Source organism: Streptococcus sanguinis, assembly GCF_019929145.1.
In the GTDB taxonomy this organism is placed as follows: Bacteria; Bacillota; Bacilli; order Lactobacillales; family Streptococcaceae; genus Streptococcus; species Streptococcus sanguinis_U.
In genome coordinates, this window is the sequence record NZ_JAHZOW010000001.1 from 301693 (window position 1) to 317164 (window position 15472).

Annotated in this window: 12 protein-coding genes and 1 riboswitch; of the genes, 11 read left to right on the forward strand and 1 reads right to left on the reverse strand. The window is 44.0% G+C overall.

The genetic code is table 11. The features are described from left to right. The first annotated feature begins 31 nt into the window (after positions 1 to 31). The 3 genes from K1I94_RS01525 to K1I94_RS01535 all read left to right on the forward strand — a co-directional run bounded on the left by K1I94_RS01525 (position 32) and on the right by K1I94_RS01535 (position 2337). Positions 32 to 1042, forward strand: a complete 1011-nt coding sequence (locus tag K1I94_RS01525) for a hypothetical protein (protein WP_223314188.1) — start codon at positions 32 to 34, stop codon at positions 1040 to 1042. A 120-nt stretch (positions 1043 to 1162) separates the two neighbouring features. Next, positions 1163 to 1612 (forward strand): MarR family winged helix-turn-helix transcriptional regulator, encoded by a 450-nt coding sequence (locus tag K1I94_RS01530; protein WP_223314189.1) that lies wholly within the window; start codon positions 1163 to 1165, stop codon positions 1610 to 1612. Between the two features lie 17 nt (positions 1613 to 1629). Then, a complete protein-coding gene (locus K1I94_RS01535) occupies positions 1630 to 2337 on the forward strand; it encodes a B3/B4 domain-containing protein (protein WP_223314190.1) in 708 nt (235 codons plus the stop codon). A gap of 70 nt (positions 2338 to 2407) precedes the next feature. Here K1I94_RS01535 and K1I94_RS01540 read toward each other — a convergent pair whose 3' ends face one another. After that, positions 2408 to 2848 carry a GtrA family protein gene (locus K1I94_RS01540; protein ID WP_002895065.1) on the reverse strand — a complete coding sequence of 147 codons (441 nt, stop codon included), beginning with the start codon at positions 2846 to 2848 and terminating at the stop codon, positions 2408 to 2410. Between the two features lie 28 nt (positions 2849 to 2876). Further along, positions 2877 to 3013: riboswitch (PreQ1 riboswitch) on the forward strand. Here K1I94_RS01540 and K1I94_RS01545 point away from each other — a divergent pair. From K1I94_RS01545 to K1I94_RS01580, 8 genes are all read left to right on the forward strand, one after another. After that, a complete protein-coding gene (locus tag K1I94_RS01545) occupies positions 3011 to 3526 on the forward strand; it encodes a QueT transporter family protein (protein WP_223314191.1) in 516 nt (171 codons plus the stop codon). It overlaps the preceding riboswitch by 3 nt. Positions 3527 to 3631: 105 nt before the next feature. Continuing rightward, positions 3632 to 5590: an NAD-dependent DNA ligase LigA gene (gene ligA, locus K1I94_RS01550; RefSeq protein ID WP_223314192.1), complete on the forward strand. Its 1959-nt coding sequence runs from the start codon at positions 3632 to 3634 to the stop codon at positions 5588 to 5590. A 9-nt stretch (positions 5591 to 5599) separates the two neighbouring features. Further along, positions 5600 to 6550 carry a diacylglycerol kinase family lipid kinase gene (locus K1I94_RS01555; protein WP_002895076.1) on the forward strand — a complete coding sequence of 317 codons (951 nt, stop codon included), beginning with the start codon at positions 5600 to 5602 and terminating at the stop codon, positions 6548 to 6550. Positions 6551 to 6573: 23 nt separating this feature from the next. Beyond that, the gene (gene pulA / locus K1I94_RS01560) at positions 6574 to 8871 is read left to right on the forward strand and encodes a type I pullulanase (protein ID WP_223314193.1); all 2298 of its coding nucleotides are present in this window, start codon (positions 6574 to 6576) and stop codon (positions 8869 to 8871) included. 321 nt (positions 8872 to 9192) lie between these two features. Then, positions 9193 to 10989, forward strand: a complete 1797-nt coding sequence (locus K1I94_RS01565) for a serine hydrolase domain-containing protein (RefSeq protein ID WP_223314194.1) — start codon at positions 9193 to 9195, stop codon at positions 10987 to 10989. Positions 10990 to 11005: 16 nt separating this feature from the next. Continuing rightward, entirely contained in the window at positions 11006 to 12787 is a 1782-nt protein-coding gene (locus K1I94_RS01570) for a serine hydrolase domain-containing protein (protein ID WP_223314195.1), read from the forward strand. 16 nt (positions 12788 to 12803) lie between these two features. Next, positions 12804 to 14597: a serine hydrolase domain-containing protein gene (locus K1I94_RS01575; protein WP_223314196.1), complete on the forward strand. Its 1794-nt coding sequence runs from the start codon at positions 12804 to 12806 to the stop codon at positions 14595 to 14597. A 14-nt stretch (positions 14598 to 14611) separates the two neighbouring features. Next, positions 14612 to 15463 (forward strand): alpha/beta fold hydrolase, encoded by an 852-nt coding sequence (locus K1I94_RS01580; RefSeq protein WP_094758006.1) that lies wholly within the window; start codon positions 14612 to 14614, stop codon positions 15461 to 15463. The last annotated feature ends 9 nt before the right edge of the window (positions 15464 to 15472 follow it).

The window sequence follows — 15472 nt, forward strand, 5'->3', positions numbered from 1 at the left end:
GTTGTTTTAGAGTGGAAAAGGATAAATAAGTATGAAAAGTAAAAAACTAACTAAATGGAAGAGTATTGCGGTCGCCCTGGTCTTGCTTCTAGGAGCTGCAATGTATTTTATTTGGAGTAAGGAAGAGGCAAAGAAGTTCCAAGAAAAATACGGACAGTTTACATATTATTCTCCTGAATATGAACCTGTTTATAGCTTTCTTGAAAACGATAAGGCTATTGCTTATAACTGGAACGTTGTAAATTCTGAAGAACAGGAAAATATGAAAAAAGCAAAATCATATATAGTAGATCCTGATTATAATGTTATAAGAGAGTTTGACTACGGATATTTCGTCAATAGTTACATGAAGCTAAAGGCTAATCCCAATCTATTGAATAAAGATGAATTTAATCGAAATATTCCTCAAAAAGGGGAATATTGGAAGTTGGCAGTCTACAAATTCCAGAATAAAAAATTAAAAAAGAGAGAATTTGATGTTTTTGAGATGGTTCGTAACTACGACTCTGATTTGATTCCGATAAAAATACGTTCAGATATTATAGCGGACTCAAACACTCAAAAGTATTATGCAGTAATCTATTTAAGACAGAAGTCAACTGATAAAGAAAAGGCATATTGTATTAATCTAGATGAAGGGAGAATTGTTTCAGATAAGGGAATCAATCCATATAGAAAACTTCCTAATGGTTTTACGACCGCCACTAATTTTGCTGAACGTATGAAAAAAAGAGGTGTCGCACTTCATTTAACATGGATGTCCCTGGAAAGTTCTTATTCAGAAAAACAATTTGAGAATTCACTTCTATTAAGTAAATATCCCCAAGTATATAAGATTATGCATGAAAAAGATGCTTGTATTGCTTTCTTAAATAAAGAAACCGATGTTGAGTTAGTAAAAAACGTAACCGAACTCTTCTTTCCGCCTGGAACGAATGTATTTGAGAACGTGACTATCCCAGCTCAATATTCAGTAGATGGGCAGGAACATGTCATTAATTCAGCGGAAGAATTGCAAAAATATTATAAGGAAGAAAACTAGAAAAAGATTTTTTTGCCAAATTTAAAGAGGATTTTCCTCTTTTTTCTTTTTAGTTAATTTTATTGCATTTGCAATAAAATGCGATATAATATGTTTAAATAAAATTTAAAAGGAGAAGATATGTCAGTATTGCGGGAAATTGGGATTATCGCCCGGGCTTTGGATTCCATTGCTAATATTGAGTTCCGTGACATAGAGCTAGCACGGGGGCAATATCTTTATCTGGTGCGAATCGCGGAGAATCCAGGAATTATCCAAGAGGAACTGTCGGAGCTGCTCAAGGTGGATCGCTCAACTGTTGCCCGTTCTGTCAAGAAGCTAGAGGCCAAGGGCTTGGTGCAGCAGAAGGCAGCCAAGGGCAACAAGAAGAACAAGGAATGGTTTGTGACGGAAAAAGGGGAAAAACTCTATCCTTTTATCCTAGCTGAGAATGACTATTCTGAAGAGACATCCCTGCAGGGCTTTTCTCAGGCGGAAGTTCAAGCCTTGGAGAAAATGCTGGTCCGAGTGCGTGAAAACATCACAGGTGACTGGGAAGCAGTCAAAAAAGGACAAAAAAGAAACTATTAAGATTGAAGAGGTACATCATGAAAGTTACAGTTGAACATGAATTTTGGCAAGTATTTCCGGAAGCTCAGATTAGTGTTTTAGTGGTCAAGGGACTGGATAATCGAGTGGATGAAAGTAAGGATCCTTATTTCAAATCCCTGCTGGATAAGGGAGCGAAACGAGCTGAAGACTTTATCTTAGATGAGAACTTCACTCAGAATGAAGTCATTCAGGAGTGGCGGCAGGCCTTCAGCCAATTCAAGACCAAGAAAGGGGCACGATCCTCTATCGAAGCTCTGCTCAAGCGGGTCAGTCAGGGGCGTGAATTTCATCCAATCAATCCTTTGGTTGATATCTACAACAGTGTCTCGCTGTCTTATGCGGTTCCATGTGGTGGTGAGGATTTGGATAAGATTGTCGGAGGTCTTTATTTAGGTAAAGCCAAGGGTGGGGAAGCCTTTTTCCCATTGGGTGCTGAGAGTGACGCGCCGGCTTTGCCAGAAGAAATCATCTACTATGATGCAGAGGGAGCTGTATGCCGTTGTCTTAACTGGCGAGAAGCCCAGCGGACCATGCTGACTGAGGAGACCAAGAATGCCATATTGGTCATCGAGGCCATCAATGGAGAGCAAGCAGCGCGTGCACAAGCAGCCATGACAGAGCTTCAGACTCTGATTGAGGACTATTTTGGTGTCAAAGGTGAAATCACCCATCTGACGCTTGATAATCCAAGCTTGCAAATCTGAGAATAAAAAAATCTGGATCAGAATTATCTGGTCCAGATTTGATATTTTAAGGTTGAAGTATCATAGTCAATTAGCTTTTCTTGTTTTCAAAGATAAAGACTTTACTGAAAACATAGTTGAGAACAATAATAAGTACTTGAGAAAAAAGTGACTCGATAGAGTTGATAAGATTGCGGTTATTGTTGACAAATTGCCCGATAATATTAGGATAAGTATCCACTAATAATTTTGCAAGAACGATGTCTAGCAAAAGAGTGCCAGAACGCGCCAGAGCAAATTTAAAAAGTCGCTTTTGCCAACCTTTGCGTTGCTGCTTAAAGACAATGGTATCATTTGTGATAAAGGCAAAAAGAACTGCTGTGACATTAGCAGTAATAGTGGCAAATAATGTCTGTCCCGTAAGAGCGAAGATAAGAAGACGAGTGGTCATATAAACAAGGGTAGCTGCCACACCAAAGAAAAGATAGGACAGAACCTCATTGTCAAAGAATTTTTTGATTAAAGTTTTCATAAAGATAGTCTATCATATTTCTGGGATTTATGCTATACTAGTTGGGTTGCCAAATCTGTGGGGGAATCAACAAATAATGCTCCTCTCATGTGATGCAACCCTTGGCGCTTAGCTTCTTTCGCCAAGCATATTACACGCGGTAAAGCCGCTAAAGGAGAAAACATGAAACAAGAAAAACTGAGAGTTCGTGATTTGGCTCAGATTGCCATTATTGCTGCTATTTATGTAGCTCTTACGATTACGCCGCCTTTAAATGCTATTAGCTATGGTGCTTACCAGTTCAGAATTTCTGAAATGATGAACTTTATGGCCTTTTATAATCGGAAATATATCATGGGAGTGACCATTGGCTGTATGATTGCCAATCTCTATAGTTTTGGAATCGTTGATGTCTTTGTCGGTGGTGGGTCCACCTTGGTCTTCCTGTCACTAGGTGTCTACCTTTTCAGTCGTTATAAGAATCAATATCTGATTAAAGGCTTGATTCGTTTGGATCATTTCTATTTTGCAGTTTTATTCTCTATTTCGATGGTGACAATCGCTGCAGAATTACACTTCTTGCAAGGCCTGCCATTCTTCCTGACTTGGTTTACAACGGCCATTGGAGAATTTGCTTCCTTGATTGTTGGAGCTATCCTTATTAACCAGATTGCAAAAAGTATTGATTTGACAAAATAAAACAGCAGAGAGCGGAATTTCCGCTCTTTTTATGTCCTTTTCTTTTTTAGGAAGAATTCGGAACAAATAGAGGAAGATTTTGTGTATTTGTGATAAAATAGAAGTATGAAAGAAAGAATGTCAGAATTAGTAGAATTGCTCAACCGATATGCCCATGAGTATTATACGGCAGACAGGCCAAGTGTATCGGATAGCGAGTATGACAGACTCTATCGTGAGTTAGCGGAGTTAGAAGAAAAGTACCCAACCGATATCCTGCCTGACAGTCCGACGCATCGGGTGGGTGGGAAGATTTTAGAAGGATTTGAAAAATATCCACACCAGTATCCTCTCTTTAGTTTGCAGGATGCTTTTTCACGTGAAGAATTACTAGCCTTTGACCAGCGGGTTCGCAAGGAATTTCCACAAGTTTCTTATCTTTGTGAACTCAAGATTGATGGGCTCTCTATTTCCCTGACCTATGAAAATGGAATCTTGGTAGCAGGAGCGACTCGGGGGGATGGTTCTGTTGGTGAAAACATTACTGAAAATCTCAAGCGAGTCAAGGATATTCCACTGACTTTGAAAGAACCGCTGGACATTACGGTTCGCGGAGAGTGCTATATGCCCAAGGCATCCTTTGATGCGGTCAATCAGCTGCGACAGGAAAATGGTGAGCCTGAGTTTGCCAATCCACGTAATGCAGCAGCGGGAACCTTGCGCCAGCTGGACACAGCAGTTGTGGCTAAGCGCAATCTAGCGACTTTCCTATACCAAGAAGCCAGTCCTACTCAGGTTGGCAGCCAAGAAGAGGTCTTAAACAAGCTGGCAGATTTGGACTTCTCAGTCAATCCTACTCATATTCTGGCGGACTCTATTGAATCAGTTTGGGAGTTTATCGAAAAGATCGCTGAGGAGCGGGATAGCCTGCCTTATGAAATTGACGGTATTGTCATCAAGGTTAATGACTTGGCGATGCAAGAGGAGCTTGGCTTTACTGTCAAGGCACCTAAGTGGGCTATCGCCTATAAGTTTCCAGCTGAGGAAAAGGAAGCCCAGCTTCTATCTGTTGACTGGACAGTGGGTCGGACGGGAGTTGTGACTCCGACAGCTAATCTGACGCCGGTTCAGCTAGCGGGGACGACTGTCAGCCGAGCAACCTTGCACAATGTGGACTATATTGCAGAGAAGGATATTCGTCAGAAAGACACCGTTATCGTCTATAAAGCGGGAGATATTATTCCTGCTGTCTTGCGAGTGGTGGACTCCAAGCGTGTCTCAGAGGAGCATCTGGAAATACCAAGTCACTGTCCGAGCTGTGAGAGTGAGCTGGTACACTTTGAAGATGAAGTCGCTCTGCGCTGCATCAATCCGCTCTGTCCAGCCCAGATTAAGGAGGGCTTGATTCACTTTGCCAGCCGAGATGCCATGAACATTACTGGTCTTGGTCCAGCAGTAGTAGAGAAGCTCTTTGCTCAAAATCTGGTCAAGGATGTGGCTGGAATCTATCGGCTGACGGTAGAAAATTTACTAGAACTAGAGAACTTTAAGGAAAAATCAGCAAATAAATTGTATACTGCTATTCAAGCTTCTAAGGAAAACTCGGCTGAACGCCTCTTGTTCGGCTTGGGGATTCGCCATGTGGGAAGCAAGGCCAGTCGGATTTTGCTGGAGAAATTCCATGATATTCCTAGGTTGTCTCAGGCCAGCCAAGAAGAGATTGCGGCTATCGACAGTCTTGGGACGGTGATTGCCCAAAGCCTGCATACCTATTTTGAGCAGGAAGGCTCTCAGATTCTTTTGGCGGAACTGCAGGAAGCAGGTGTGAATCTGGACTATCTGGGACAAAAGGCAGCGGCTGATGCAGCCCTATCTGGTATGACGGTTGTTCTGACTGGTAAATTACAAAAATTGACCCGCAATCAAGCCAAGGAAAAATTGCAGAGTCTGGGTGCCAATGTTTCCGGATCTGTTTCTAAAAAAACGGACCTGGTAGTGGCTGGCCAAGATGCCGGCAGCAAGCTAGCCAAGGCTCAGGAGTTAGGAATTGAAATTCGGGATGAAGATTGGCTTGATAGCTTATGAGGCTGAAGTATGAAGGATAAGATTAAACGAGCACGATTGATTTATAACCCGACTTCGGGACAGGAAATTATTAAGAAAAATATTGCGGAAGTGCTGGATGTTTTGGAGGATGTAGGCTATGAAACCAGCGCCTACCAAACCACTCCGGCCCCCCTTTCTGCTCAAAAAGAAGCTGAAAGAGCAGCAAAAGCAGGATTTGATTTGATTATTGCGGCAGGCGGCGACGGTACCATCAATGAGGTAGTTAATGGCGTGGCGAATCTGGATGAACGGCCTAAATTAGCCTTTATCCCAACTGGTACAACCAACGACTATGCGCGTGCTCTGAAGATTCCCATGGGAGACCCAGTAGCGGCGGCCCGCATTATTGAAAAGAACCAGACCATTAAAATGGATATTGGCCGGGCATATGGCAGCAAGTATTTTATCAATATTGCAGCAGCTGGAACCCTGACAGAGCTGACGTACAGCGTTCCTAGCGAGGTCAAATCCCGCCTAGGCTACTTTGCCTATGTTGCAGAAGGAGCAAAAAAGCTCCCTCGCTCTAAGTTCCGCAAGGTCCGTATCAAGCACGACCACGGTGTCTTTGAAGGGAAAATTTCGCTCATGTTTGCGGCTCTGACCAACTCTATCGGTGGTTTTGAAAAGCTAGCGCCAGACACTAAATTAGATGACGGGAATTTTACCTTGATTTTGGTCAAGACAGCCAATCTCTTTGATATGCTGAGTCTGATGATGCAGGCTATCAATGGCGGTCAGCACGTTGGCGATATCAATGTAGAATACCTCAAAACAAGCAAGCTGCAGCTGGAAGTTTTAGATAAAAAAGGTCCATTTATGCTAAATTTGGATGGAGAATACGGTGGCGATACGCCTGTTGAACTGGAAGTGCTACACGGACATTTGGAATTTTTTGCCAATATTGATGAAATCAGTCAGACAGCCCTTTCAATAGAATAATTTTAGATAAGAGATAAAAGAACATGCTAGACTATAAAGTCTTAGTCCATTACCACAATCCTACTGGGGATTATTTCTCCTATGATATGTGGCAGTGGCAAACAAACCAATGGGGAAAGGAAGCAGCCTTTTCCAAACTTGATTATTTTGGTATTCAGGGAGAATTATCATTTGAGACCTGGGAGCCCTTAGATCATGCTCATGTGATTATCAAACGTTCAGACTGGTCTAGCCAGTCATGTGACTATCATATTGATCTGTTACCGCCTCATCTGGTGACGGAAATTTGGCTGATTGAGGGAGATACGCAGGTTTATTATTCCCTGCAGGCTGCAACGACGAGTCACCAGTATTCACGCCGGCGTCCGCATAACTTTGATGTTGCCCTGAGAACAGACTACTTTGATGAATGTTGGGGCTATCAAGGCTGGTTGGGACACCGTCAGATGGACGGCGCACATACCTTCAAAGTTTGGGCACCGACAGCTAGGAAGGTAGAGCTGGTAGTCTATGAATCGGCTGACAATCAAGCTCCTGTTTATAAAATCTTCCCAATGCAAAAAGGTGACCGATATTCCCACGACCATAAGGAAAATACCATCGGTGTCTGGTCAGTTGAAATAGCAGAAGACTTGACCGGCAAAACTTATCACTACCATGTTAGCTTTGAATACCGCAATTTTTATACTCGAGATCCCTATACTGTTGCGACCAGTCCAGATGGCAAGCGCTCAGCGATTCTTGGAGCGGATGAGACAGAAGTAGCTGGTTTTCAAGTTCTGCAAGGCAAAGAAGCTTTCTGGCGCTTGGATAATCCAAATCAGGCAGTGATTTATGAGATGCATATTCGTGATTTGACCAAGTCGGAGACTTCAGGCGTGGATAGTCAGCTGCGCGGGACCTTCTTGGGAGCCTGTCAAACAGGCACTACCAATCATCTAGGGCAAAAGACAGGCTTTGACTATATCAGTGATTTAGGCATTAATGTCGTCCAGCTTCAGCCTGTCTCTGATCGTCATAAGGACTATGATGAAAATGGAGAGCTAATCTACAACTGGGGCTATGACCCGCAGAATTATCATGCTCCGGAGACTAGCTTTTCCAGCAATCCTGCTGACCCAGCGCAGGCTATTCGCGATTTGAAAACGATGATTCAGGCCTACCATGATGCGGGGATTTCTGTGACACTGGATGTTGTTTACAATCACATCTACTCGACCTATGACTCAGCTTTTCAGGCTACGGTACCGGATTATTACTATCGGATGAATCCTAACGGCTCTTTCCAAAATGGAACTGGAGTGGGGAGCGAGACGGCCAGCGAGCATGAGATGTTTCGCAAGTTTATGATTGACTCTCTGCTCTACTGGGTAGAGGAGTTCAATGTAGATGGCTTCCGCTTCGACCTAATGGGAATTCATGATGTGGAAACGATGAATGCCATCCGCCAAGCTATGGATGAGGTGGATCCGCGAATCCTGCTCTATGGAGAAGGCTGGGATATGGGAACGGGCCTGAGACCAGAAGACAAGGCCAAGAAGGACAATGCTTATCAGTTGACGCGGATTGGATTTTTCAATGATACAGAGCGGGATGCGGTTAAGGGAGCAGAAGTTTACGGTGGCATCAAGGCTGGTTTTGTCAGTGGTCAGGCGACGGAGGATATCGTTGCTAAGTCTATCCTTGGCAGCAGTGAGCTAGGCAGCTATCTCAGTCCTGATCAAGTCCTTAACTACGTGGAGGCTCACGACAATTTCAATTTACATGATTTGCTTGCGGAGCTGCATCCCGACGATGATGTTCTGACTCGCACCAAGCGGATTGAGCTGGCAACTGCTATGAACCTGCTCATGCAGGGCATGTCTTTCATGGAGGTTGGACAGGAATTTTCCCGTACTAAGCTCGTAGCTACGGGGGAGGACGGCCAAGTCCTGCATAGCGATCGCGAAAGGGCTATGAACAGCTACAATGCGCCTGATGCAGTCAATCAGGTGAATTGGGATATTTTGCAGGACCATCAAGAGAGTATTGATTTTATCAAGGACATTATTCGTCTCAAGACAAGCTGCAAAGCCTTTTCTTATCAGACCTATGAAGATATTTACAAGCATGTCTTTGTCCAATCAGCCGAGCAGGGCAGTGGTTTGATTATCTTTGAGATTAAGGATGACAAGCATTATCAAGTCATATTTAATGCCAGCGGCCTGCCCTATTATCTGCCTAATGCAGATAAGCTGCGCCTCCTAGTTGGCAATAGCCGTCATAAGAAGCCTTTCTATGTTGAAAATCTGACGGTTTCTGTTTTTGAAGTTATTCAATAAGTTATTAGCTACATGAAAAGCGGCTCTTTGTCAACCGTAGTGGGTTGATGAAAAGTTATAATCTGGAGAGGACTAAATCAGTCCTCTCCTTTTTGATATTCAAAGCGATGAGGATTCTAGTTTTAAAGTTGTCAAAGTTCCGAAATCCGAAAGCATTTCGCTCATTCCTACAGTGGTTTTACCCACTACAGAAATTATAGAGCTACTTTTTCTACCACTTACTTAGGAAATCTTACCACTTACCGAAAAGGGGTAGATTTGTTATTGTCCATTTGTTAGGATAAGGGTGCAAAGGGGAAAATACATCTTAAGGAGGATATCATGAAACCATCATTTTTGAAAAGCGCTGTGGCGCTGGTAACATGTGGCTTGGTGGCTTTTGGAGCGGCGCAAGTCCAAGCTGATGAGCAAAAGTTGCCGTCAGGCACACCTTACGACCAAATCGGACAGAAGATTGAAAATTACCACAAGGAACACGAAAAAACCAGCGCGGGACTGGCGGCAGCAGTCTTTGATAAGGACGGCCAAACCATTTACCAAAAGAACTTTGGCTATATGGACAAGGAAAAGAAGCTGGCTGTGGACGACAACTCGGTTTTTGAGTGGGGCTCTGCCACCAAATTGACCGTCTGGCTCAGCGTCATGCAGCTCTGGGAAGAAGGAAAAATTGACCTAAAAACAGATATAAAAGAGTATTTGCCCAAGGATTTCCTGAAACACCTCAAATACGACAAGCCTATTACCATGCTGGATCTGATGAACCACCAAGCGGGTTTTGATGAAACGCCGCTGAACACAGGAACAGGCAAGAGCTTGGAAGAATTACTAAAAAGCCAGCCCGCTCAAACTTATGAGCCAGGGACGGTGACATCCTATTCCAATTACAGTACAGCTCTAGCAGGCTATATCGTGGAGCGCATCAGCGGACAGGACTTTGCGGATTATGTCCACGAGCATATTTTCCAGCCTTTGGGCATGAACCATACCGCTCTCTTACCTGATTTGTCGGACAATACCTATGTCCGAGACAAGCGGCAGGGTGAGAAAACCTATGATACAAACGGAAGTTTATATCTAGATAAATTGCTTCCCGCGGATATTTATCCAGCGGGGCAGGCGACAGGGACTTTTGCCGATTTCAAGCGGTTCGCGCAAGCTCTTTTGAGAAAGGAAAAGCTCTTTAAGCGCCCAGAAACCTGGAATGAACTGTATCAGACAACTTCTACATTCTCAGATAAAGCAGTCGCTAAGAACGCTCACGGCTTTTGGGTGACAGAGTATGAGACAGGGGCGATTTTAGGACACGGCGGCTATTCTTTTGCCGGTTTTTCCACCCTGATTTCGCTAGATTTCAAATCGGGTATTGGCATGGTTACTATGGTAAATCAGAGAGAAGAAGCCACCTTTTCTTTCGGTCTGCCCGATTTAGTCTTTGGCAAGAAAAAGCAAGCCCCTAACCAGTCTCAAAAAGACTTTCAGGAGGGCATGTATCGGACTTCCCGCTCCATTCAGCAAGGCCCGACCTCTATTTCGCGCCTTGCCCCCGCTTATACCTTTTATGTGAAAGATGTGATAAAAGACGGTCATTTATTAGTCAGCAACTATTGGCTTTTGCAACAGCGCCAAGGCCGAACAGAAGTTGAAACAACCTATAATAATTTAGAAAAGCTCTCGCTTTGGGAGGTGATAAAGGATTATGGCTCTGTCGCTCTGCTGGGACTGGCATCGGTTTATGCCGTACTTGTTCTTCTGTTAGCTGCTTTGAGCAAGATATATCGCTCACTTTTTGGAAAAGAAAGCAAAAGACCGACTCCAAGAAGTTGGAAAATTTGGCATTATGGCACTTGCGGACTGATTTTGGTTAGCCTAGTCAATCTAGCAGGTCTCGTCATAGTTGCCGTTTCGGGGAAGTACATGCCCGATTATCGCTGGCAAGCCATTCTCTTTGCCCTGCTTGCACTGATTTTCTTAGTCAATGCTGGGTTGCCAATCTTTCTGCGTTCAAAATTCCAAGTGAGCAAGGGTCGAAAAATCTTGACCTACTTGACCAGCAGCGCTTCACTTATCGTCGTTCTCAATATCCTTTATTGGAGCCTTTACCAGTGGTGGGCACTTTAATAGAAAGGTAAGTATCATGAAAACATCATTTTTTAAACATTGCTTAACTGTGCTGACTTGCGGCTTGCTCGCTCTGGGAGCTGGTCACGCTTACGCTGACCAGCAGAAGTTGCCGTCAGGCACGCCTTACGACCAAATTGGTCAGAAAATTGAGGATTACTACAAGGAACACGAAAAAACCAGTGCGGGACTGGCGACATCTGTTTTTGACAAGGACGGACAAACCATTTACCAAAATAATTTTGGCTATGTAGACAAGGAAAAAAAGTTGGCGGTGGATGACAACTCAGTTTTCGAGTGGGGCTCTGCCACCAAGTTGACCGTCTGGGTCAGCGTCATGCAGCTTTGGGAAGAAGGCAAGATTGACCTTAAAACAGATATAAAAGAGTATCTGCCCAAGGATTTTCTCAAAGGCAAGCTCACATACGACAAGCCAATCACCATGCTGGATCTGATGAACCACCAAGCAGGCTTTGGAGACACGGGGCTTGCCAAGGGAACTAGTAAGAACTTGGGAGATACGCTCAAAAAAGTACATATCTATCAAGCCTATGAGCCGGGAACAGTGACAGCCTACTCTAACTTTGGGACGGCTCTGGCAGGATATATCGTCGAGCGGATTAGCAGACAATCTTATGCTGACTATGTCCACGAGCATATCTTTGAACCTTTAGATATGAGGCACACCGCTCTCTTACCCGATTTATCAGATAATCCCTATGTAGTAGAAAAACGTAAGGAAGTCAAAGGTTACACTAGAGACGGTCGGTTGATTGGCGAAGCTCCATATCTAATAGAAATGTACCCTGCTGGGCGAGCAACAGGAACCTTGGAAGATTTCAAGGCATTCGCTCAGGCACTCCTGCAAAAGAAGACACTTTTTAAGCGTTCAGAGACTTGGGACACCCTTTATACAGCAACCTCTAACTATCCTGATAGCGATCTTCCTACCAATGCTCATGGTTTTTGGAGTGACCTTTATCAAGACCAAGTTATCCTCGGGCACGGTGGTAATACAGCTGGTTTTTCATCAAGTTTGACCTTAGACTTAAAATCAGGTATCGCTGCTGTCATTTTAACGAACCAACTGGGCGAGAAAAATTATGTTGAGAAAATTCCCGAGCTGGTCTATGGGCAAAAGAAAGATGTTCCCAACAAAAAGAAAGAAGAACTCAAACCCGGCTTTTATCGTGACGCTAGTCAATTCTTTGGGCCTTTATCCATTGCGCGACTAAATATGGCGACCTTCTATATTGATAAAAATAGTGAAAATCGATTTTACTGGAGCTTGGAGAAAGTCGGTAAGCGAGAATTTATCAAGCGCCCAGTTTCTGATTACTTTAAACTATCTAACTGGGAAGTTGCCAAAGAATTCGGCAGTGTCATCCTATGGGGGTTAGCAATCTTCTATGCTCTTCTTAGTTTGGTATCTGCTTTACTGGTCAAGCTCTACCGGCTCCTTGCCAAGCGGACAAACCGCAAACCTATGACACTTGCTTGGTCGCTCTGGCATTATCTGACTTGCGGACTTGTTTTGTCCACTGTACTCATAACCATTCTCATCGTGCAATATAATATGAACATCAGCGGCTCGCCAAATAACAGTGCTTGGCTCTATGTCATCTTTGCAATAACGGGTCTGCTGCTTCTTGCTAGTTCTGTTTTGCCAATTCTTCTGCGTTCAAAATTCCAAGTCAGCAAAGGCAGAAAAATCTTGACCTACTTGACCAGCAGCGCTTCACTTATCGTCGTTCTCAATATCCTTTATTGGGGCCTGTACCAATGGTGGGCACTTTAATAGAAAGGTAAGTATCATGAAAACATCATTTTTGAAGAGCACTGTGGCGCTGCTGACTTGCGGCTTGCTCGCTTTTGGAGTAGCGCAAGTTCGAGCCGATGAGCAAAAATTGCCGTCGGGGACATCTTACGACCAAATCGGACAGAAGATTGAGGATTATTATCAGAAAAACGAGAAAACCAGCGCAGGACTGGCAACATCTATTTTTGACAAGGACGGTCAAACCATTTACCAAAATAATTTTGGCTATGTAGACAAGGAAAAAAAGTGGGCGGTGGATGACAACTCAGTTTTCGAGTGGGGCTCTGTAACGAAATTAACCGTCTGGGTCAGCGTCATGCAGCTCTGGGAAGAGGGGAAAATTGACCTAAAAACCGACATCAAAGAGTATCTGCCCAAGGATTTTCTCAAAAGCAAGCTCAAATTTGACAAACCCATTACCATGCTTGACCTCATGAACCACCAAGCAGGCTTCGCAGATGTTGACTTGGCCAAAAATGAAGACAAAGACCTAGCCCATACGCTACAAAAGGCGCCGATTATTCAAGCCTATGAGCCGGGGACAATAACTGCTTATTCCAATTTTGGAACGGTGCTTGCTGGCTACATCGTCGAGCGGATTAGCGGACAATCTTACGCTGACTATGTGCACGAGCATATTTTTCAGCCCTTAGGTATGAAGCACACCGCTATTTTGCCCGATTTTTCGGATAATGACTATGTGGTCGAAAAACGCAAGGAAATCAAGGGCTACACCTCAGACGGTCAGCTGATTGGCGAGGCAAACAAGCCTAATCCTTACTATCCGAGCGGGCGAGCAACAGGAACTTTGAAAGACTTTAAGACCTTTGCCCAAGCACTCCTGCAAAAGAAGACACTTTTTAGGCGCGCGGAAACTTGGGACACCCTTTATACGGCGACTTCGACTTTTCCTGATAGCAAACTCCCAATCAATGCTCACGGATTTTGGAGTGACCTTTATCAAGACCGCGTTATCCTCGGTCACGGTGGTAATACGGCTGGCTTTTCATCCATATTAACTTTGGATTTCAAATCAGGTATCGCTACCGTCATTTTAACCAATCAACAATACGAAAGTAACTATCTTAAAAAAATTCCTGAGCTGATTTATGGAAACAAGGCAACTACTTCAGAGAAGATAAAAGCAGAGTTTAAACCGGGCGTTTATCGCTCAAGTCGCGTTTTCACCAATGCCTTATCAATCACGCGCATTGCTCCGCCAATAACTAACTATCTTGAGAAAAATAGTAAATTTGTCACTCAAAAATACTGGGAATTGGAGAAAAACGGCAAGCAAGAACGGCTGAAATTGCCTATCGCAGACTACCTTAAACTTTCCACATGGGATGTAGTCAAGGATTACGGCAGTCTCGTCTTGTGGTGCCTCGCTGCTTTCTATGCCCTCCTCATCCCTGTATCTGCTTTACTGGTCAAACTCTATTGGCTTCTTTTCAAGCGGAAAAATCACAAACTTACACCGCTTGCTTGGTCGCTCTGGCAATACCTGACTTGCGGGTTCATTCTATCTACCATGCTCCTGCTTTACTTCTTTATCCAAAGCGTCCTGAGTCTACATTCCTCACCAAACAGCCGTGTTTGGCTTTCTATGGGCTTTGCAGCTGTGGGAGTTAGCCTCCTGGTTAGCCTTATTGCCTCATTCTTCCTGCGCTCAAAATTCCAAGTGAGCAAGGGTCGAAAAATCTTGACCTACTTGACCAGCAGCGCTTCGCTTATTACAATACTCAATCTCCTCTACTGGTCTCTTTATCAGTGGTGGACGCTCTATTAAAAGAAAGGAAAGCTATGACCCATTCTCAAAAAATCGAAACGATGATCCGAAATGGCTCCGACCAGCTCTACACCATCTGCTACCCCAATCCCGACAAAGAAACGATTATCTTGCTACACGGTGGACCGGGAACGCCTGATGACTTCAAGCTCTTTATCCCTAAGCTCGAAAAAGATTATCAACTGATTGTCTTTCACCAGCGGGGAACGAGAAAATCGCCCTGCCTGAGTGGCGACTACAGCATGGAAGCCTACATTGCGGACATCAACACGATTGCCGACCACTTCAATGTAGATAAATTTCACCTTTTGGGACATTCCTGGGGCGGATTGTACGCGCAAATCTACGCCAGCAAAATCCCTGAGCGGGTTCTTAGTCTCTTTCTTTCCTCTCCGGGAACAGGCACGAGCAAGCAGTGGCAGCAAATGGAAAAAGAGATGATGAATTACAATAAAAATCACTGCACGACTATCGAATGGCTAAAAATGGGAATCTATTCTCTGCTCGGCAATCTTGGTAGTTCCAAGGCTTCGCAAGCTCTCTTTCGCCAAGTTGTCCGTAATTACAATGCCGACTATCCAGCCTTTCATGATGTGAAACTAGACATGAGCAATGTTTCAGTCCAAGCAGGCAATCAGACAAGAAAGGAAATTATGGCCTATCCTCTCTTGCCCCGACTAGAAGATCCTGCTTTTCCTATTACCGTGACTTTCGGTGACAATGATATTTTTGGTGCTAGCATGCACTTTGTCATCAGCCGCTATCCCAGCGCTCAGGTGTTCACCATTAAAAACAGCGGCCACTTCCCATTTCTCCACAATCCAGAAGACTACTTTGCTATCTTGCACCAGCATTTTCAACCTTAGCATGAACCT